The organism is Streptomyces sp. NRRL S-244 (assembly GCF_000717915.1).
Classification (GTDB): Bacteria; Actinomycetota; Actinomycetes; order Streptomycetales; family Streptomycetaceae; genus Streptomyces.
The window spans coordinates 238,068-259,351 of the sequence record NZ_JOCX01000005.1 but is presented as its reverse complement, the minus strand read 5'-3'; the positions used below and the strand labels follow the sequence as shown (position 1 = coordinate 259,351).

The window sequence follows — 21,284 nt, the reverse complement described above, 5'->3', positions numbered from 1 at the left end:
CGGCCGGCGGCCCGGCTCGAACCCGCGCGCCGGTGCCTAGCGGCCCGGCCAGTTGGGGCGGCGCTTTTCGTTGAACGCCGCCACGCCCTCCGCGCGGTCCCCCGAGAAGGCCACCGTCCGCCAGGCCGCGTCCTCGATCTCCAGGCCCGCCGTCAGGTCCATCCCGTGGCCCAGGCGCAGGGCGCGCTTGGCCGCCCGCAGGCCCACCGGGGAGTTCGCCGCCATACGGGCCGCCAGCGCGAGCGCCTCGGCCCGGTCCGTGCCCGCCGGGACCACCGAGTCGACCAGGCCCAGCGACAGCGCCTCCGCCGCCTCCACCCGCCGCGCCGTGAAGATCAGCTCCGCCGCCCGCGCCGCACCCACGCGCCGCGGCAGCAGCTGCGTGCCGCCGCCGCCCGGGATCACGCCCACCGAGACCTCCGGCAGCCCGACCACCGCCGTCTCGTCCGCCACGATCACGTCGCACGCCAGCGCCAGCTCGAAGCCGCCGCCCAGCGCGAACCCGTGCACCGCCGCGATCGTCGGCATCGGCAGCTCCAGCACGCCCCCGTACGCGCCCCGCGTGGTCGGCCGCTGCCGCACCAGCTCGGCGTCCGAGAGCGAGTTGCGCTCCTTGAGGTCCGCCCCGACGCAGAACGCCCGCTCCACCGCCGACGACAGCACGACCACCCGTACCGACGCGTCCGCCGCGAGCTCCGCGCACGCGTCGCCGATGGCCCGCGCCATCTCCGTCGACACCGCGTTCATCGCCTTCGGCCGGTCCAGGACCAGCTCCGCGACCCCGTCCTCATGACGGCGCACAGCCACGAACTCAGACACAGCGACCACCGCGACCCTCCCGGTTAACGAACGTTACCCGGGGATCTTAGGCTTCCGCCGCGTCAGCGACCAGGGCTCCACGACCCCCAGACCGCGCACCGGCCGCTGCCACATCGGCTGGAGCGCGAAGCGGTACGCACCGCCGCCCTCCTCCGCCTCGGCCTCCTTCTCGGAGACCGGCGCCGCGCCCGTCCGCCCCAGCTCCTCCGCCATGGCGCCGTCGACCAGCACCGCGTCCTTCGGCGCTATCGACGTCAGCCGCGAGGCCAGGTTCACGGTGGTCCCGAAGACGTCGCCCATCCGGGTCGTCACCGTCCCGAACGCCATGCCGACGCGCAGCTCCGGCATCTGGGCGTCCGCTTCCATCGTCTCGATCAGCCGCAGCGCGATCTCCGCCGCCGTCGCCGCGTCGTCGGCGCAGTACAGCACCTCGTCGCCCAGCGTCTTGATCAGCCGGCCGCCGTGCGCGGCCACCAGGTCCGCCGAGGTCGTCTCGAAGGACTCGACGAGCTCGCCGAGCTCCTCCTCCTCCAGCCGCCGGGTCAGGCGCGTGAAGCCGACCAGGTCCGCGAAGCCCACCGCGAGCCGCCGGTCGACCATCTCCTCGTCGTCCGCCACCTGCACCACCCGCCCGGTGGCCGCCGCCAGCTGGCGGCGCCACACGTAGACGAGGAACTCCTCCAGCTCCGGCAGCAGCAGCTCGACCAGCGGGTACGTGACCTCCGTACGGGTCATTCCCGGCTCCGGCGGCTCCGTCAGACCCTCCAGGAAGGAGTCGATCTGCCATTCCGCCAGCCGGGCGGTGGTCTGCCCCGTGGACCGCGCCACCTGCACGGCCATCGGCTCGCTCAGCAGCCCGGCCTCGACCAGGCCCGCGAGCCGGCGCAGCGCCAGTACGTCGGCCTCCGTCAGCGCCTTGGCCTGGCCGATGTCCGCGAAGCCCATGGCCCGCCAGAAGCGGGAGGCGAGCTCCATGGAGACACCGGCGCTGCGGGCCGCCTGGAACGGGGTGTACCGCCGCTCCGCGCCCAGGATCAGCTGCTCCAGCCGGATGGCGAGCGGGTCCGCCGTCGGCTGTGCGGTGTGGTCCACCTCGTGGTGGGGAGTGTGCTGGTCGCGCCCGATCGGGGTGCCCGGACCGGTGGACCCGGGGCCGGCCGGCCCCGGACCACCCGTCCGTGGGGCGGACGCGCCGGACGTAGAGTCGTCGACGGTCAAGGGCCGCCTCCTGTCCATATCCGTGCGCACTGCCCTGCCGAACCGGGTGATCACCGGGAGGACCGGGATCGCCTAAACCATACGGCAGGTGTGCCGTAGCTCACTCCCCACTCCCCGCAGCCGTGGCCGCGGCGCCGGGCCGGCTACCGCACCGACCGCAGATGGACGACGTCCCCGGCCCCCACGGCCTCGTGCTTGTCCTCGGCCGTACGGATCACGAGCCGCCCGTCCGCGTCGACCGCTTCCGCCGTCCCGGTGAGCGTGCGCCCGCCGGGCAGGTCCGCCCGTACGTGCCGGCCGAGGGTCACGCAGTCCGCCGCGTAGGCCTCCTGGAGCCCGCTGGCGGCCGGGTCGCCTGCCGCCGCGCGCCAGTCCCCGTACCACTGCTCCAGGGAGCGCAGTACGGCCTTCAGCAGGGGCTCCCGGTCCGTGACGGCGGCCTTGGCCAGGATCAGCGAGCCGGCTTCCGGCACGGGCAGCTCGTCCTCGGTCAGGGTGACGTTGAGCCCGATCCCGATCACGACGCCCTCGCCGACCCGCTCGGCGAGGATGCCGCCGGTCTTGCGCTCCTCGCCGTTCACGGTGACGAGCAGGTCGTTGGGCCACTTGAGTGCCGTGTCCACGCCGGCGGCCCGGGACAGCCCGGTCGCGGCGGCCACCCCGGCCAGCAGGGTCAGCCACCCCCACCGCTCCTGCGGTACGGAGTCGCCCGGCTTGAGCAGGACGGAGAAGAACAGCCCGGACCGGGGCGGCGCGACCCAGCTGCGGTCGAGCCGCCCGCGCCCGGCGGTCTGCTCCTCGGCGACGAGCACGGCCCCCTCGGGCAGCCGTGCGGCCCGGGCGGCGAGATCGGTGTTGGTGGACCCGGTGGCGGCGACCACCTCGACCGAGCTCCACAGCCCCCCGCCGGCGACGAGGGCCCGCTCCAGCGCGGCGGCGCTCAAAGGCGGCCGCTCAAGGCTCGACCAGCGGCCGGTGGAAGCCGCACCTGATGCATCTGATGGCGTCATGCAACCCACAGTAGGTGTGTCAAACGCCGCACTGCCGAGCGCCATGCCCGCCGATACGCTACGCACCAGTAGCCAGCAGTAGTCAATCAATTGACCAGGCAGTTGACACCACACAGGGAGCCGCGACCCCGATGTCACAACCCTCAGAGCCGATCGACATGCACACGACCGCGGGCAAGATCGCGGACCTGCAGCGCCGCATCGACGAAGCCACTCACGCCGGGTCCGCGCGCGCGGTGGAGAAGCAGCACGCCAAGGGGAAGCTGACGGCGCGTGAGCGGGTCGCCCTGCTGCTGGACGAGGGGTCCTTCGTCGAACTCGACGAGTTCGCCCGGCACCGGTCGACCGCCTTCGGGCTGGAGAAGACCCGCCCCTACGGCGACGGCGTCGTCACCGGCTACGGCACGGTGGACGGCCGCCCGGTGGCCGTGTTCTCCCAGGACTTCACGGTCTTCGGCGGGGCCCTCGGCGAGGTCTACGGCCAGAAGATCATGAAGGTCATGGACTTCGCCCTCAAGACCGGCTGCCCGCTCGTCGGCATCAACGACTCCGGCGGCGCCCGCATCCAGGAGGGCGTCAGCGCGCTGGGCATGTACGGCGAGATCTTCCGCCGCAACGTGCACGCGTCCGGGGTGATCCCGCAGATCAGCCTGATCGTCGGGCCCTGCGCCGGCGGCGCCGTGTACTCCCCCGCCATCACCGACTTCACCGTGATGGTCGACCAGACCTCGCACATGTTCATCACCGGCCCGGACGTCATCAAGACGGTCACCGGCGAGGACGTGGGCTTCGAGGAGCTCGGCGGCGCGCGCACCCACAACTCCACCTCCGGCGTGGCCCACCACATGGCCGGGGACGAGAAGGACGCCATCGAGTACGTCAAGTCCCTGCTGGCGTACCTGCCGTCGAACAACCTCTCCGAGCCGCCCGCCTTCCCCGAGGAGGCGGACACCGACGTCTCCGACACCGACCGCGAGCTCGACGTACTGATCCCGGACAGCGCGAACCAGCCGTACGACATGCACACCGTGATCGAGCACGTGCTCGACGACGGGGAGTTCCTGGAGACGCAGTCGCTGTTCGCGCCGAACATCCTCACCGGCTTCGGCCGGGTCGAGGGCCACCCGGTGGGCATCGTCGCCAACCAGCCGATGCAGTTCGCCGGCTGCCTGGACATCAACGCCTCCGAGAAGGCCGCCCGCTTCGTGCGGACCTGCGACGCCTTCAACGTCCCGGTGCTGACGTTCGTGGACGTTCCGGGCTTCCTGCCGGGCACGGACCAGGAGTACAACGGAATCATCCGGCGCGGCGCGAAGCTGATCTACGCCTACGCCGAGGCCACCGTCCCCCTGATCACCGTCATCACCCGCAAGGCCTTCGGCGGCGCGTACGACGTCATGGGCTCCAAGCACCTCGGCGCTGACCTGAACCTGGCCTGGCCGACCGCGCAGATCGCCGTCATGGGCGCGCAGGGCGCGGTCAACATCCTGCACCGGCGCGCCATCGCCGAGGCGGAGGAGGCGGGCACCGCCGAGGAGACGCGGGCCCGGCTCATCGCCGAGTACGAGGACACGCTGCTGAACCCGTACACGGCCGCCGAGCGCGGTTACATCGACGCGGTGACCATGCCGTCGGAGACCCGGGCCCACGTGGTCAAGGGGCTGCGGCAGCTGCGCACCAAGCGGGAGTCCCTGCCCCCGAAGAAGCACGGCAACATCCCCCTCTAGGACGCTACGACGCTAGGAGGCAGTCCCGTGGTCATCAAGGTCGTCAAGGGGAACCCGACGCCCGAGGAGCTGGCCGCCGCACTGGCGGTGGTCCAAGCGCGCGCGGCGGTGCTGGCGTCGGCACCGTCGGGCGGCGCCGCGCCGGTGGCGGACGAATGGTCGGCGCCGGCCCGGGTGGCCCGGCGGACGATGCCGCAGCCGGGGCCGCGCGCGTGGGCCCGTACGTACTGGCCCGGTTAGGCGGGGTCCGGACGGGCCCCCGTCCGGTCGTGAAGATGGTGTGAACGGACCGTGGCGCCTGAGTACCCGTACTCAGGCGCCACACCGGTCCGCGGGGTCAGGATCGGGGCATGCTCTGGTCAGACCCGAAGAACGAGCCGCCCAAGGACATGCGCGACGCGCAGGCGATGGTCCGGCGGATGACCGTGGTGGTCGTCCTCGCGATGCTGGTGGTCGTGTACGTGCTGGGCGTAGGCTTCTAGCGGGCGCGAGGGCGTGTCGGGGGCGTGAGGGCCGCACCTACGATGGCGGGCATGACTGCTGCTGCCCAGGCCCCGGCCCACGCCCTCGTCCTCGCCTCCGCCTCGCCCGCCCGGCTCAACCTGCTGCGGCAGGCCGGGCTGGCCCCGCACGTGATCGTCAGCCACTTCGACGAGGACGCGCTCAGCGCCGAGACCCCGGCCGAGCTGGCGCTGGCGCTCGCCGAGGCCAAGGCGGGCGTCGTGGCGGCCCTGGACGAGGCCGCGGGCGCCCTGGTGATCGGCTGCGACTCGGTGCTGGAGCTGGACGGCGAGGCGCTCGGCAAGCCGGCGGACGCCGAGGAGGCCACCGCCCGCTGGAAGTCGATGCGCGGCCGGGCCGGGGTCCTGCGCACCGGGCACTGCGTGATCGACACCGCGACCGGGCGTCAGGTGTCGGCCACGGCCTCCACGACGGTCCGGTTCGGCGAGCCGACGGACGCCGAGGTGGCCGCGTACGTGGCGAGCGGCGAGCCGCTGCACGTGGCCGGGGCCTTCACCCTGGACGGGCTGTCGGCCCCGTTCATCGAGGGCATCGACGGCGACCCCGGGAACGTCATCGGGCTGTCGCTGCCCCTGCTGCGCTCCCTGCTGGGCGAACTGGGCGTGTCGATCACGGATTTGTGGGCTTGAGCTCCCCGAACGGCGCGGGCGGGGCGTCCCGGCCGTCAGGGGCACCCCCTGAGGCCGCCCGGTCCGCGCCCCGGGCCGCGTAGAGCATCAGGGCCAGGACCAGCAGGCACAGGATCAGCATCAGCACCGCGAAGGCGCCCCAGCCGACCAGGCCCACGGCGAGGGCGCCGAGCACCCCGTGGGTGACGGCGGCGGTGACGAGCACGACGCGGGCGAAGGTGCCGGGCGCGCGGTCGCGTACGGCCGCCACGGCGAGGAGCACGGCGCACAGGAGCAGGAACGCGCCGATGCCCGCTCCCATCGCGTACGTCGCCGCAGACATGACATCAGGATCCATGCCCGCGATGGACATCGACTGGTTGTGGGTGGTCTTGCCCAGCACGATGTGGACGAGGACCAGCACCGCCGCCTCGGCGACGAGCACGATCGCGGCCAGTCCGGCCACGAGTCTGCGCAGCACGACGCCCACGACGACCCACCCCTCCCCACAAGTCCCCGGCCGCACGTCCCCCGGCCCCACAGTGACCACAAGCCTGTTCGACGCCCTGGAGGCTACTAACGGGTAAACGTACGGACAAGGGGTCCGGGCAGCTTCGTTACGCGAGGCGCCCTCGCCGGCGATCACGCAAAGAATGTGTGGGCCGTTCGTAGGGACTCGACAAAGAATCACCGGGGCCCGCTGACCGGGGGAACAGAGACCTCGGATGGGTGACGGGGTTACTGTGCAGTCGGGGATCCCCCTGACCTGGGGCGCCACAAGGGCTTTCCTCACTCGAGGTGGACTCGAATCACACTCCGTGTGGGCAAGGTCACCTCTAGGGAAGGGTCGAAACGCCGTGTGGGCTGTCCCTAAACTCAGCTTGTTTCAAGGAGGGAGCCATCGTGCGCAAGGTGCTCATCGCCAACCGTGGCGAAATCGCTGTCCGCGTTGCTCGGGCCTGCCGGGATGCCGGAATCGCAAGCGTAGCCGTCTACGCCGATCCGGACCGGGACGCTCTGCATGTCCGCGCGGCCGACGAAGCTTTCGCGTTGGGCGGTGACACCCCGGCCGCCAGCTACCTGGACATTTCCAAGGTCCTGCAGGCCGCAGCCGATTCCGGCGCGGACGCCATCCATCCCGGATACGGCTTCCTCTCCGAGAACGCCGAATTCGCGCAGGCCGTCCTCGACGCCGGCCTGACCTGGATCGGCCCGCCCCCGCAGGCCATCCGCGACCTCGGTGACAAGGTCGCAGCCCGCCACATCGCCCAGCGCGCCGGCGCCCCGCTCGTCGCGGGCACCCCGGACCCGGTCTCCGGGGCCGACGAGGTCGTCGCGTTCGCCGAGCAGCACGGCCTGCCGATCGCGATCAAGGCCGCCTTCGGCGGCGGCGGCCGCGGCCTGAAGGTCGCCCGCACCCTCGAAGAGGTCCCCGAGCTCTACGACTCGGCCGTCCGCGAGGCCGTCGCGGCCTTCGGGCGCGGCGAGTGCTTCGTCGAGCGCTACCTCGACAAGCCGCGCCACGTCGAGACGCAGTGCCTGGCCGACTCCCACGGCAACGTGGTCGTCGTCTCCACCCGCGACTGCTCCCTCCAGCGCCGCCACCAGAAGCTGGTCGAGGAAGCCCCCGCGCCGTTCCTGTCGGAGGCTCAGAACGCCGAGCTGTACGCGGCGTCGAAGGCGATCCTGAAGGAGGCCGGCTACGTCGGCGCCGGCACGGTCGAGTTCCTGGTCGGCACGGACGGGACGATCTCCTTCCTGGAGGTCAACACCCGTCTGCAGGTCGAGCACCCGGTCACCGAAGAGGTCACCGGCATCGACCTGGTCCGCGAGATGTTCCGCATCGCCGACGGCGAGGAGCTCGGCTACGGCGACCCGGTCCTGCGCGGGCACTCCTTCGAGTTCCGCATCAACGGCGAGGACCCGGGCCGCGGCTTCCTGCCGGCCCCCGGCACCGTCACCAAGTTCAACGCGCCCTCCGGCCCCGGTGTCCGCCTGGACGCGGGCGTGGAGTCCGGCTCGGTCATCGGCCCGGCCTGGGACTCCCTCCTCGCCAAGCTCATCATCACGGGCGCCACGCGCGAGCAGGCCCTGCAGCGGGCGGCGCGCGCGCTGGCGGAGTTCGACGTGGAGGGCATGGCCACGGCCATCCCGTTCCACCGTGCGGTCGTCGCCGACCCGGCGTTCATCTCGAACCCCTTCCGGGTGCACACCCGCTGGATCGAGACCGAGTTCGTCAACGACATCCCCGCGTTCGCCGCCCCGGCGGCGGAGGACACGGAGGACGAGCCGGGCCGCGAGACGGTCGTCGTCGAGGTCGGCGGCAAGCGCCTGGAGGTCTCCCTCCCGTCCTCGCTGGGCATGACCCTGGCCCGCACGGCCGCGGCGGGCGGCGCGAAGCCGAAGCGCCGCGCGGCGAAGAAGTCCGGCCCGGCCGCCTCCGGCGACACGCTGGCGTCCCCGATGCAGGGCACGATCGTCAAGGTCGCGGTCGAGGAGGGCCAGCAGGTCAACGAGGGCGACCTGGTCGTCGTCCTGGAGGCCATGAAGATGGAGCAGCCGCTGAACGCGCACCGCTCCGGCACGATCGTCGGCCTCACCGCCGAAGTCGGCGCCAGCCTCACCTCGGGCGCCACCATCTGCGAGATCAAGGACTGACCCGCAGACCGTACGGAACGAAGTCGGCCCCCAGGACCCTTCCGGGTCCTGGGGGCCGATCTCATGTGCGGCTCCCGGCGGCTACCAGGTGCCGGGCTGTGCCGTCCAGCTCTTCGCCGGGGGCACGAACCCGCCGTCGGCCTTGGCCTTGAAGCCGAAGATCGCGTTGCTTCCGGCGGAGTAGTTGTACATGACCGCGATGTCGTCGCGACCGTCCTTGTCGAGGTCACCGGAGACCGGGTTCCCGGTGTTCTCCAGGTACCAGGAGTTCTCGGCGCTCTCCCAGCTCTTGACGGGAGCGGCGACCCCGCCGTCGGGCTTGCCCATCAGGGTGAAAGCGGCCGCGCGGCCGTTGTCGTACCTGTACAGGATGGCGGCGTCGGCCCGGCCGTCGCCGTTGTAGTCGCCCGAGGTGAGCTTGGAGCGGTTGTAGTCCCATACGCCCGGGGCGGCGCTCCACGACTTGAGGGGGGCCGCGAAGCCGCCGTCGGGCTTGCCGAACAGGGTGTACATCTCGACGGAACCGTCGCCGTGGCCGTACAGGGCGAGGATGTCGTCGCGGCCGTCCTTGTTGAAGTCGCCCGTGACGTGCTTGGACTCGTTCCAGCACCAGTTGCCGGCGCCGGAGTTCCAGCTGCCGAACTGTTGGTCGAACGTGCCGTCCGCCTTCGAGAGGAAGGTGTGCGTTCCGGTGGAACAGCCGCCGTGGTCGAACATCATGGCCACGTCGTCGCGGCCGTCGCCGTTGAAGTCACCGGCGACGAGCTTGGCCGCCTTGGCGTTCCAGTTGCCCGGGCCGACGTAGGCGCTGCGCGGCAGGCTGGTGAAAGTGCCGTCGGCGTTGCCGAGGAAGGTGAACAGACCGTTGGCGTCTTCGTAGTCGTACAGTGCGGCCAGGTCGTCGCGGCCGTCGTTGTTGAAGTCGCCGACGACCCACTGCGACTGCTTGACGCGCCAGTTCCACACCCCGCTGTTGAAGCCGAGGACCGGGGCGCCGTATCCGCTGCCGTCGGCCTTGCCGGGCGCGACGTAGAGCGCCATCGCGTCGCTGCCGAAGTCGTAGACGGTGGCCACGTCGGCCCGGCCGTCGCCGTTGAAGTCACCCCCCAGTTCGGTGCGCTTGTCCATGGTGCGGTCGTTCGCCTTGTGCTCGACGCTGACGCCCGTGGTGTGGTTGTGGCGGATGTAGCCGCCCGAGAAGTCCTCGCGGGGGCCGCCGTAGACGTCGTACTCGTCCGACTGCGGGTAGCCCAGGAAGCTCTTCTCCGCACCGCCGAGGCTCAACCACTTCTCGCGGATCGTGCCCCGGACCGACCAGGCCTTGCCCGTCGTGGTCGTCCAGTAGATGGACGCCGTGTCGGAGGTCTGCCCCTTGTGGCGGAAGTGGTTGTAGCGGCCGACGCCGTCGGGGGCGTTGGTCTCGTCGGTGGTCGGGTAGCCGAGCGGGCCGCTGGGGCCGCCGAGCTCGATGTACTTCTTGTAGATGGTGCCCCTGACGGACTGGCCACTGAATTCGAACGTGAAGTAGATGGCCCCGCCGCCACCGCCGCTGAAGGTGCTGAACCAGCCGTTGTTGTCGAAGGTCACGGCCTCGTCGGAGGTCGGGTAGCCCATGACGCCCCGTTCGGCGCCCAGGCTCATCCACTTCTGGCGGATGCCGTTGACGATGGTCCAGGCACCGGTGTTCGGGTGCCAGTAGATGGAGCCGTTGTCGCTGCTCTCGCCTTCCTTGCGGAAGTGCACGAAGCGGCCGACGGCGTCGGTCGACTCGGTGATGTCGGTGGTCGGGTAGCCGAGCGCGGCGGTGCCGCCCGCGGCGTTGAACTTCGCCAGGATCGGTCCGCACAGCTGGCGCGGGGTGGTCGTACCGGGCTTGGTGAACGCCTGGCACTCGGACCACGGCGTGCCGCCGAGGACCAGCTTGCGGCCGGGGCCGAAGACGGATCCGCCGCTCAGGGCGCGGCCCGGGAACTCGGTGATCTGGCCGTTGCCGTCGCGCGACCAGAGGTCGGCGTAGCCGTCCTTCTCGAAGTCGCCGTCGCTGGACAGGTGCGGGTAGGCGGCGCTGGTGAAGCCCGTACCGATGGAGGCCGTCCGGACGGCCGGGTCTCCGTACACCGTCAGGTCGACCAACGCGGGCGAGGTGTTGGCGGTGGTCTTCTTGCTGGTGTACTGGTGGATCTTGCCGCTGACCGTGTCGCGGGCCCAGATCTCAGGCAGCGCGTCACCGTTCAGGTCACCCGGCGTCATGATCGTCATGTTCTGCCAGTCGGCGTTGCCGAGGAGGATCGGCTCGGAACCGGGGATTGCCACCTCTCCGGTCAGCGTCCCGAGGTAGAGCCAGAGCTTGGAACCCTCCTTGATCAGCATGTCGGGCACGTCGTCGTCGTCCGTCTTGCCGTCGCCGTTGTCGTCGTTGACGCTGCCGATCGAGACCACCTGGTCGGCCTGCGCCCAGTGGTTGTGGTCGTTCACACCGTCTTCGAAGGCCGTCACTTCGAACCCCTTGGCGTCCAGGGGCTTGAGGTCTCCGTCGCCCTTGCCGGGGTAGACCCACAGCGTATTGCGACTGGGGTCGCCGTTCTGCGGCCGCAGGACGAGGAGGTCCTCGATCAGGTCCTCGCTCCAGCTGTTGCGATGACTCATCGACTTGACGTTGGCGAAGGAGGCGTGGTCCAGCTTCCTGGACAGGCCGAACGAGCCGTCGCCCTTGCCCGGGTGCACCCACAGCTGGCCGGAGCCCGGGTCGACGCTCCACAGGTCGACGGTGCCGTCGCCGTTGAGGTCGCCGGGCTTGTCGCGCACCGGCTGGCGCTTGGCGTAGAAGAGGTAGGACTTCAGATCCGAGCGGTTGTTGGAAGCATCCAGGCTACGGACGTACATCACCTGCGGGCCGGCCGCGGTCGGCTTGTACTTGACGTCCACCGAACCGCCGGGCGCGGCCGGGCTGGCCTCCTGGACCTTGGGGTCGGACTCGGTCCACCACTGATACTTCGTGATGTCGTTCTCGCCGCCCGAGGTCAGCTTGAACGTTCCCTCGGTACGGGCGTAGCCAGTGTTGTCCGGCTCGTTCTCGGGGAACTGCGCCGAGGACACGCCCGGGAGCGAGGCGGGGCGGGTCGCGTCGATGGTGAACAGACACTGTCCGGCCCAGGGGCCGTCCGCCGTCCCGTCGTTGCCGCGGACGTCCCAGCGGTAGGTGTTGCTGCCCAGGCCCGCGGCGGGGATCGTCAGCTGGGCCATGTTGCCGCTGGCCACGGGGACGCGGGCGGTCTTCAGCGTGCCGTAGTCGTTCGCGTTCCAGTAGTGGAACTCGGCGGTCAGCGAGTTGTCCTCGGCGTCGGAGACGCGGGCGCGCAGCACGACGTTGTCGGTCGTGCCCATCTGGCCGCCGTTGCAGGCGACCGACGGGCTGGAGCTGCGCTCGTACGGGGTGGTGGGCAGCGTGTTGAACTTGGTCGAGATGCGGGCGCTGTCCGGGTTGAACTTGCGCCACGACACGTCGACGTTGTCGTTCGCGGACTTCAGGCCCATGGTCCACGCCGGCCAGTGGTAACGAGCGGCGTCGGCGACCGCGGAGGTCACGTTCAGCTCGATGGTGTCACCGTCGCCGGGGCAGTTGCGGCCCCCGAAGGACTGGCCGGAGGCGTCGACCATGCGCTTCCAGGCGGGCTGGTTGTTCCAGGTGGTGCCGCCGCCGATGGCGTCGGTGTCCCAGATCTGGAGCTGACCGGACTGGCAGCTCCAGGAACCCGCGTACTTCTGCTGGATGCGGAAGGTGGATTCCAGGATCTGCTTGTCCCACATGGCGCCCATGCCGGCCTGGAAGAAGGTCTTCGCGCAGACGGTGCCGCCGTTGGCGCCGTCCTTGGCGCAGCCGACGCGGGCCTCCTTGCTGAGCGTGCCGCCGTTCCAGTAGTTGGTGTTGGCGGAGTTCGCGTAGGCGGTGTGCTTGTAGGCGATCGCCCAGGCCGACTTCCAGTCGTCCCGCCACACCGGGTCGATGACGACCGGGTAGGTGGTGGCTGCGTCCGTGAGCAGCTTGCGGTCGGGCTTCAGGGTGAGCTTGGAGCCCTTGAGGTCGACGCCGAGGTCGGCCTCCTTGGACCCGTTCGAGATGCCGTCGACGGCGGGCACCGGCGGAACCGGGGCCGGGGCCTGGGCGGCGGCCCCGGCGGCCGGGGCCGCCTGCAGGCCGGAGGTCTTGGCGGCGTCCGCGGCCTTCGGAGCGGCAGCCTTCGGGGCCGGGGCGGGCGCCGGGCCCGTCGTTCCGGCAGTGGACTCGGGCAGGATCTTCTCGGCGCCGGAGTCCCACATCTGCGGCTTGGCGGCGCTGAAGAGGGTCTGGCCGGCCGGATCCACCGCGCGGAGCTCGCCGCTCGCCTCCTTGCGGATGGTGACGCCCTTGCCCTCGAGGCCGAAGTCGAGGCTGGCGAGGGCCGGGTTCTCGGCGGCCTTGCGCGTCTTGACGACGATCTGGTGCGAGAAGCCGCTCACGTCGGCGCTGATGCGCAGGTCCACGTCCTCCAGGACGTTCGTGTACGTGGCGCTGTTGCCCTCCAGCTTCGGCGCGGGCAGCGGCGTCGGCCAGGTCAGGGAAACGTCCCGGCCGTCCTTGCGCATGGTCGCCAGCGCGCCCGTGCCCCCGCCGGAGAAGGACAGGCCGACGGCTGTCGCGGCCGGGGCTATGCGCCCGTCCGACTGCTTGGCCAGGGTGGCGTCCGCGTCCACGAGCTTGCCGCCGCGGTACACGCGTACGGGCACGAGCGCGTGATTGGCAGTCAGCGTTCCGTCCGGGTTCGCCCAGACGTCGTCCGTCTCCGTGCGCTTCGACTCGATCTCGACGGGCTTACCGGACTTCTTCGCCTCGCCCTTGGCCTTCGTCTCCGCGGCGGCGTCGGCCAGGCGCTCCTTGACCTTGTCGCCAGCGGCGGCGCCGGACTTGCCCGCGGCCACGGCGGGCAGACCGCCGAGCAGTGTGGAGGTCAACGCGGCGGTCAGCACGGTCGCCGTGGCGAGCACCGGCGTTCTGCGGGAGGGCGGATCGTCGACGCGGGCGCGCGTCGTGAATGGTCTCACTGACAGGTCCTCAACGGGTTGGTGCGGTGGCCGCGCCGGAGCGGCGACCGATGACTGGGACGACCTCCCGCCGCGGACGACTTTGAGCCATCCTGACGGTCGGCCACCCGACTGTTCGAATGATTTGTAGCAGCCGACGGCACCCTTTCCGGACGGAAATCCCCGATGGGCCGGGACCGTCGGAGGTTCCACAAGATTCCCGCGAGAACTTCGACACTTTCGCTGTGCAACCTTTTCGCAACTCGCTGACCTGCACCCGGAGGCCGGAATTCCGTTTATAAGCACACCGGAAGCCTTCGACGCACCGCGTGCTCCCTTGTTAGGTTCAGCGCCGTTGGCCCATTAGCGCGGTGGCCGAACCACCGCGCGCGACGGCTTGGAGTGTTCGAATTTTGAAGAGATCCCAGGCGCACGCTTTGCGTGCGCCTCTGAGGCGTGTCTGGCGGTGGCCGATACCGGTCCTGGCGCTCAGCATGCTGACCGCCGGGCTCACCGCCACCCCCGCCATGGCGGCCGGTTCCGACCTGAAGAAGCCGGGACTGCAGAAGCTCACGAAGGTCGGCGGAGCACCCGTCACCGGGAAGCCCGCAGCGGGCCCCGCCGAGTCGCAGAAGAAGGCGTGGAAGTCCTCCGCGCCGAAGATCGCCTGGCCGAAGGCGGGTTCGGCGGAAATCGCCCTGCCTGACGCGTCCGCACCGCCGGTCGTCAGCCTGAAGTCGGCCCCCCAGGGCACGGCGGGGGCATTCGCCCTCGGCCCGTCGAAGGCCGCGGGCAACCCCGTCAAGGCGGGCACCCTCCCGGTGACGGTCGCCGCGCTCCCGGCTTCGGCAGCAGCGGGCCCGAAGGCCGGTGCGAAGTCCGGCGCCGCCCCGCAGAGCCTTGCGGCCGACGCGCCCGCCGAGCAGGTGAAGCTGAAGGTCGACCTGCTCGACCAGACGGCGGCCAAGAAGGCCGGCCTGGCGAACAGCCTGCTGCTGAACGTGAAGCGCACCGACACGGGCAAGGCGGCGGCGCCCGTCTCCGTCGAGCTCGACTACGACGCGTTCAAGAACGCGTACGGCGGCAGCTGGGGTTCCCGACTCCGCTTCACGGCCGTTCCCGCCTGTGCGGTGACGACGCCGAACAAGCCCGAGTGCAAGGGCAGCATCCCGGTCACCACGAAGAACGACCCGGTGACCGGCAAGCTCATCGCGACGTTCACGGCGTCCTCGTCCTCCACCCCCGCCCAGTCGGCCGTCCCGTCGGACAAGGCCGACATGAACCTGTCGGCCGCGAACACCGCGGTCTCCGCGGCCGCCGCGGGCAGCCAGGGCATGACGCTGGCCGCGAGCCCGGGCGCCGACGGCGCGAACGGCACGTTCAAGGCCACCTCGCTGAACCCCTCGGGCTCCTGGCAGGCCGGCGGCTCGGCGGGTGACTTCTCCTGGTCCTACCCGCTGGACATCCCCGCCTCCCTGGGCGGTCCGAGCCCCTCGCTCTCCCTCGGCTACTCCAGCGCCCAGATCGACGGCCGTACGTCGGCCTCCGCGCAGCAGACCTCGTGGGTCGGCGACGGCTGGGACCTGGCCTCGAACTACATCGAGCGGGGCTACGTCCCGTGCAGCCAGGACAAGAAGGCCGGCTCCGGGTTCAACAACCCGAAGGACGACACCGGCGACCTGTGCCACGGCGCACCGATGGTCACCATGTCGCTGAACGGCGGCTCCACCCAGCTCGTCCTCGACGACACCACGAAGAAGTGGCGGCCGGCGAAGGACGACGGCTCGCGCATCGAGCTGCTCCAGGGCGCCTCGAACGGCGACAAGGAGGGTGACCACTGGAGGTTCACCAACCCCCAGGGCATCCAGTTCTACTTCGGTCTGAACAAGGTCCCGGGCTGGACGACGGGCAAGCCCGTCACCAACTCCACCTGGAACGTCCCGGTCTACGGCAACCAGCCCGGTGAGCCCTGCTACAACGCGACGTTCGCCGACGCGGTGTGCGACCAGGCCTACCGCTGGAACCTCGACTACGTCGTGGACCCGCGCGGCAACGCGATGACCTACTGGTACCAGAAGGAGGTCAACCACTACGGCTCGAACTACAAGATCGCGGGTGGTTCGACCGCCCGGGCGTACGACCGTTCCGGCTGGCTGGACCACATCTCGTACGGTCTGCGCAACGACAACCTGTTCGCCGAGGCCCCGGCCCAGGTGAACTTCGGTGTCGCCGAGCGCTGCCTCGTCACGTCCTCCTTCGACTGCGACCCGGCGAAGCTGAAGCCGGAGGTCGCCTGGGACATCGCCAAGAACTGGCCCGACACCCCCGGTGACCAGCTCTGCGCGGCGGGCGAGGAGTGCAAGGGCCGGTTCACGCCGACCTTCTTCACCCGCAAGCGCCTGACCGAGGTCAGCACCTCGGTGTGGAACGGGACCGCGCGCAAGCCGGTGGACTCCTGGAAGCTGACCCAGGACTTCCCGATGACCGGCGACGGCACGGACTACCCGCTGTGGCTGGGCGAGATCAAGCACACGGGCAAGAACGGCACGGACACGGCGCTGCCGCCGGTGAAGTTCCGCGGCAAGCAGCTCCCCAACCGCGTGGACGGCGCCGCCGACGGCAAGCCGCCGTACCTGCGCTACCGCATCGAGGCGATCGACAGCGAGACCGGCTCGACCATCCTGGCCCACTACAAGGACCCGGAGTGCCGCGCGGCCAACCCGCGCGTCATGCCCACCTCGCCCGAGACGAACACCCTCCGCTGCTACCCGGTGATCTCCGAGATCCCGGACCCGACCGATCCGCAGCACGAGAAGAAGCTCTACGTCACGGACTGGTTCCACAAGTACGTCGTCGACTGGGTCCAGGAGGAGGACCGCAACGGCAACTCCCCGACGCGGCGCACCGAGTACGAGTTCCTCGGCAACCCGGCGTGGGCGTACGACGACGAGACCGAGATGATGCGTCCCAAGACGCGCACCTGGTCCCAGTGGCGCGGCTACGAGAAGGTGCGCACCTTCATCGGCCAGGCCCCCGACAAGCGCTCCATGACGGAGACGCTGTTCTTCCGAGGCCTCGACGGTGACCGGCTCGCCCCCTCGGGCGGCAAGAAGTCGGTCAAGGTCAAGGACTCCGAGGGCAACGAGATGGCGGACCACCGCCTCTACGCCGGCCAGACCCGCGAGGTCCTGGCGTACAACGGCGAGGGCGGCGCGCTCGAAGCGGCCACGACCTACACCCCGTGGCTGTACGGCCCCACGGCGACGCGCCAGCGCAAGGGCGCGGTGCCCGAGGAGGACATCGAGCCCCAGCAGTCCTTCGTCCAGCAGACCACGGGGGTCAACTCCCGCATCCTGCTGTCCGACGGCCGCGGCTGGCGCCGTACGGCGATGAGCACGACGTACGACAACCGGGGCTTCGCCCAGTCGGTGTCGAACCTCGGCGACGTCGCGGACCCGTCGGACGACAGCTGCACGCGCTACGAGTACGACGAGGACCAGACCCGCTGGATCATCGCCCGCCAGAAGCGGGTGGAGACGGTCGCGAAGGCGTGTGACGCGGCGAACGTGCAGCGCCCGGCGGACGTGACGTCCGACGCGCGGATGTACTACGACGCGGCGGGCAACCTGAAGTCCACCGAGTCGCTGTCCGGATACTCGGGCGGCAACCCGGTGTACACCACGGACGGCAGCGCGACCTTCGACACGTACGGCCGCATGAAGACGACGACCGACGTCTTCGGCAAGACCTCCAAGGTCGACTACACCCCCGCCTCGGGACAGATCGTCACCAAGGTCGTCACCACCAACTCCGCCGGTCACACCCAGACGACGGAGACCGACCAGGGCCGCGGTTCGGTCCTGGCCAAGCAGGACACCAACGGCCGCCGCCAGGTGATGGAGTACGACGGCCTGGGCCGGCTCCTCAAGGTCTGGTCCCCGGACCGCGACCCGCTCTCGAAGTCCCCGGACGGCGAGTTCTCGTACGACGTCCGCACCGACGGTCCGGTCGTCATCTCCAACAAGAGCCTGCTGGACGACGGTACGTACCGCACCAGCTACGACATCTACGACAGCAGCCTGCGCATCCGCCAGACCCAGATGGAGGCCCTCGGAGGCGGTCGGCTCATCACCGACACCTTCTACAACAGCCTCGGCCAGGTCTGGAAGAGCAACGGCGCCTACTACACCGCCGGCGCTCCGTCCGGCGTCCAGTGGGAGCCCAAGGACAACGAGGTCCCGTCGTCGACGGTGACCGAGTACGACGGCTCCGGCCGCTCGACCGCGCAGATCTCGCGGAAGTTCGGTCTGGAGACCTCCCGTACGACCACCTCGTACGGCGGCGACAACATCACCGTCGACCCCCCGAAGGGCGAGACCCCGACCCGGGCCTTCCTCGACGGCGCGGGCCGCAAGACGGAGCTGCGCTTCTTCCGCTCGGACTCGCCGACGGGGGCGTACGACAAGACGACGTACGCGTACAACCAGCGCGGGGCGCTGGAGTCGGTCGTCAACCAGGCGGGCGACAAGTGGGGCTTCGAGTACGACATCCGCGGTCGCCAGACCAAGCAGACGGACCCTGACAAGGGCACGACGACGATGACGTACGGCCAGGGCGACCGGCTGGCGACCACGACAGACGCACGCGGAAAGGTCATCGCCCCGGAGTACGACGACCTGGGCCGCGTCGTTGCCACCCATGACGGCTCGGTGACCGGCCCGAAGCTCACCTCGACCACGTACGACACCCTTCCGGGTGCCGTCGGCCTGCCGGTGTCCTCGACACGCTATGTCAACGGCAACGCCTACACGCAAGAGATCACCGGCTACGACAGCGAGTACCGCCCGACGGGCTCGAAGATCACCATTCCCGCGTCGGAGGGTGCCCTCGCCGGTTCGTACAGCTTCGCCAACGGCTATCGGCCCAACACTGGCCTGACGGCGTGGACGAGTCAGCCCGCAATCGGTGGACTGCCCGCCGAAACGACCACCATGAAGTACAACCACCTGGAACTGCCCACCATCATGGGCGTCCAGGGCAAGACCTTCGTCGGCAATGTTGACTATTCGCCGATGGGCGACGTGCTGCGCACGGAGTCCGGCCCGGCCGGATCCCAGGTCTACTCGACGAACTTCTACGACGAGCAGACACGCCTTCTCACCCGGACGGTCAACGACAAAGAGCAGTCGCCCAGCCGGATCAACGACACGTCATACGACTACGACGCTGTCGGCAACATCCTGAAGGTCACCGACAAGGAAGGCCCGGCCGCCACTGCCGACGTGCAGTGCTTCGCGTACGACTATCTGCGCCGCATGAACGAGGCCTGGACGGCTACGGACGACTGCGCGGCCCAGCCGAACGCGGCCGGCCCCGGCTCCAAGCCCCAGGTCGGTGGTCCGAGCGCGTACTGGAGCTCGTACAGCTTCGACGCAGCGGGCAACCGCACCAAGGAAGTCCAGCATTCCCCGATCGGTGACCTCACCAAGGACGTCACCCGCACCTACACCTACGGCACGGCTGGTCAGGCCGGTGCGAACGGTCTGAAGAAGGTCGACACCACCGGCCCGGGCGGCGCCCGTACCGAGTCCTACACCTACGATGCGGCAGGCAACACCAAAACCCGCACCATCCAGGGCGACACCCAGAATCTGGAATGGGACGCCTCGGGTCAGCTGACGAAGGTCACCAAGGGTGCGGAGGCGACGGACTTCGTCTACGACGCCGGCGGCAGCCGCCTGATCAAGCGTGAGCCGTCGGGCACGACGCTTTACCTGCCGGGCACCGAGGTCAAGCTCACGGCGGCGGGCAAGCTGGAGAGCACGCGTTACTACGGCCACCCGGCCGGCCCGACGATGGTCAAGACGGCCAAGGACGGCGTCATCACGACGTCGTACCTGATGGCCGACCACAACGGCACAGCGACCACGACCGTGGACGCCACCACCATGGCGGTCACCCGGCGCAAGTTCACACCGTATGGCGAGGTCCGCGGTGCGGCCCCCTCGCTGTGGCCCGGCAAGAAGGGCTTCGTCGGCGGAGAGGTAGACGAGACCACCGGGCTCGTGCATCTAGGTGCACGTGAGTACGACCCTGCGACAGGCCGGTTCCAGTCGGTCGACCCCATCGTCGACTACAACGAGCCCAAACAGATGAACCCGTACGTCTACGCGAACAACTCGCCGGTGACGTTCAGCGACCCCAGCGGCCTGTCGATCGCGCCTCCTACGATGCCGATCAAGGACTTCTCGGACGCCGAGGCGGCCTGGGCGAACATGATCCAGGGCAAGAGTGCCCTGGACATCGCGCTCGAAGTCGCGATGGGCATCCTGAAGGACGCCTCGGGGTACAACGACATCCGCGACTGCCTGGGCGGCGACTGGGGCGCGTGCGCCGGCCTCGCCCTGGATGCGGCATTGCCCTTCGCGGGCCGTGCCAAGCGCATCCTGAAGGCACTGGACCGTGCGTGGGATGCCTTCAACAGCTGGTCGCACAAACTCGCCCTGGCGCGAGACATCCTCAGGCGGGTCGAGCGCTACCAGCAGGCGATGGCCAAGTACGCCGAGGACCTGGCCGAGTGGAAACGGCAGATAGAGGAAGCCGCCGAACGCGCGAGAAAACTGGAGGAGGAGGCCGCAGCGGCCCGAAGAAGGGTCCAAGAGGCAGCAGCTGCGGCCGCGAAGAAGGCCGACGAAGCCAAGGCTACGGCGGCCAAGCAAGGCAAGTCCTCCGCGACGAAGGCCAAGAAGGCCGACGGCGACGGCAAGGCGTCGAAGTCGTCGGAGGCGAAGAAGGGCGACGAGCCGAAGAAGTCGAAGGGCAAGGAAGACGATTCCGGCGGCTCTCAGACGAACGAGGGCTGCAACAGCTTCGTACCCGGTACGCAGGTCCTGATGGCCGACGGCTCAGCGAAGCCCATCGAGGACGTACGACTCGAGGACAAGGTCCTGGCCACCGAGGCTGAGACGGGCGCCACTACCGGCGAATCCGTCGCAGCTTTGATCATCGGTGAGGGCCAGAAGAAGCTGGTCGAGATAACAATCGACACCGACGGCGCGAAGGGCGAAGCCACCGAACACCTCACCGCCACAGACGGCCACCCGTTCTGGGTCCCGTCCATGGGCAAGTGGCTTAACGCCACCGACCTCAGCGCCGGTCAGTGGCTGCGCACGTCCTCGGGCAGCTGGGTGCAAGTCACCGAGGTCAAGCGGTGGACCGAGCAGAAGAAGGTCCACAACCTCACGGTGGCTTCGAAGCACACCTACTACGTGCTTGCGGGATCCTCGCCCATCTTGGTCCACAACGCCTCGTGCAAGGTTGTGTACGAAAACGATGGTGGGCGCTTCGGCGACTTGGACCCGGGTGTGCCCGGCGATGGCCTGGAGGCCCACCACATGCCGCAGGCCGCCCTCGAACACACCGACCGCAAGGACGGTGGTGCCGTGGTGATGAAGCGTGAGGATCACAAGCTGACCCGTACCTACGGGGGCCGAGGCGGTGCGACCAAGCGGGCAGACGCCAACCTTCCCTTCAGGACGGTGCTCGCCATGGACATCTGGGACATGCGCCGAATAGGGAAATTGCAGTACAACGACGCCAGCTACTTCAACAAGGGAATCCTGGAGATGATGGCTTACTATCGGCGCATCGGAATGATCTAGGGG

11 protein-coding genes are annotated in these 21,284 nt (G+C 69.8%); 6 read left to right on the top strand and 5 right to left on the bottom strand.

Translation table 11 applies throughout. The features are described 5' to 3' along the window. Window positions 1-36 precede the first annotated feature (36 nt). The 3 genes from IF02_RS0108745 to IF02_RS0108735 form a co-directional block, all read right to left on the bottom strand. On the bottom strand, window positions 37-828 hold the full coding sequence (locus IF02_RS0108745; RefSeq protein ID WP_030155003.1) for an enoyl-CoA hydratase/isomerase family protein: 792 nt from the start codon (window positions 826-828) through the stop codon (window positions 37-39). A 24-nt stretch (window positions 829-852) separates the two neighbouring features. Continuing rightward, complete coding sequence (locus tag IF02_RS0108740) at window positions 853-2,037, bottom strand: adenylate/guanylate cyclase domain-containing protein (protein WP_030155001.1); 1,185 nt, start codon at window positions 2,035-2,037, stop codon at window positions 853-855. 143 nt (window positions 2,038-2,180) lie between these two features. Next, window positions 2,181-3,047 carry a biotin--[acetyl-CoA-carboxylase] ligase gene (locus IF02_RS0108735; RefSeq protein WP_030155000.1) on the bottom strand — a complete coding sequence of 289 codons (867 nt, stop codon included), beginning with the start codon at window positions 3,045-3,047 and terminating at the stop codon, window positions 2,181-2,183. Between the two features lie 131 nt (window positions 3,048-3,178). Between IF02_RS0108735 and IF02_RS0108730 the strand changes: the two genes are divergently transcribed. The 4 genes from IF02_RS0108730 to IF02_RS0108715 all read left to right on the top strand — a co-directional run bounded on the left by IF02_RS0108730 (window position 3,179) and on the right by IF02_RS0108715 (window position 5,925). Beyond that, window positions 3,179-4,774, top strand: a complete 1,596-nt coding sequence (locus tag IF02_RS0108730; protein WP_030154998.1) for an acyl-CoA carboxylase subunit beta — start codon at window positions 3,179-3,181, stop codon at window positions 4,772-4,774. A 27-nt stretch (window positions 4,775-4,801) separates the two neighbouring features. Further along, window positions 4,802-5,014 (top strand): acyl-CoA carboxylase epsilon subunit, encoded by a 213-nt coding sequence (locus tag IF02_RS0108725; protein ID WP_030154996.1) that lies wholly within the window; start codon window positions 4,802-4,804, stop codon window positions 5,012-5,014. 110 nt (window positions 5,015-5,124) lie between these two features. Beyond that, complete coding sequence (gene mmpB, locus IF02_RS35895; RefSeq protein ID WP_099889787.1) at window positions 5,125-5,256, top strand: morphogenic membrane protein MmpB; 132 nt, start codon at window positions 5,125-5,127, stop codon at window positions 5,254-5,256. A 51-nt stretch (window positions 5,257-5,307) separates the two neighbouring features. After that, entirely contained in the window at window positions 5,308-5,925 is a 618-nt protein-coding gene (locus tag IF02_RS0108715) for a nucleoside triphosphate pyrophosphatase (RefSeq protein ID WP_106977249.1), read from the top strand. Here the strand turns inward: IF02_RS0108715 and IF02_RS0108710 are convergent. After that, window positions 5,906-6,394: a hypothetical protein gene (locus IF02_RS0108710; protein WP_030154992.1), complete on the bottom strand. Its 489-nt coding sequence runs from the start codon at window positions 6,392-6,394 to the stop codon at window positions 5,906-5,908. The genes IF02_RS0108715 and IF02_RS0108710 overlap by 20 nt on opposite strands. 413 nt (window positions 6,395-6,807) lie before the next feature. On the opposite strand from IF02_RS0108710, the gene IF02_RS0108705 reads away from it, so the two are divergent. Then, entirely contained in the window at window positions 6,808-8,562 is a 1,755-nt protein-coding gene (locus tag IF02_RS0108705; RefSeq protein WP_030154990.1) for an acetyl/propionyl/methylcrotonyl-CoA carboxylase subunit alpha, read from the top strand. An 81-nt stretch (window positions 8,563-8,643) separates the two neighbouring features. On the opposite strand, the gene IF02_RS0108700 is transcribed toward IF02_RS0108705, so the two are convergent. Beyond that, complete coding sequence (locus IF02_RS0108700) at window positions 8,644-13,641, bottom strand: FG-GAP-like repeat-containing protein (RefSeq protein ID WP_158708471.1); 4,998 nt, start codon at window positions 13,639-13,641, stop codon at window positions 8,644-8,646. A 473-nt stretch (window positions 13,642-14,114) separates the two neighbouring features. On the opposite strand from IF02_RS0108700, the gene IF02_RS0108695 reads away from it, so the two are divergent. Beyond that, window positions 14,115-21,281, top strand: coding sequence for an RHS repeat-associated core domain-containing protein (locus IF02_RS0108695; protein WP_051695993.1), 7,167 nt, complete (start codon window positions 14,115-14,117; stop codon window positions 21,279-21,281). The last annotated feature ends 3 nt before the right edge of the window (window positions 21,282-21,284 follow it).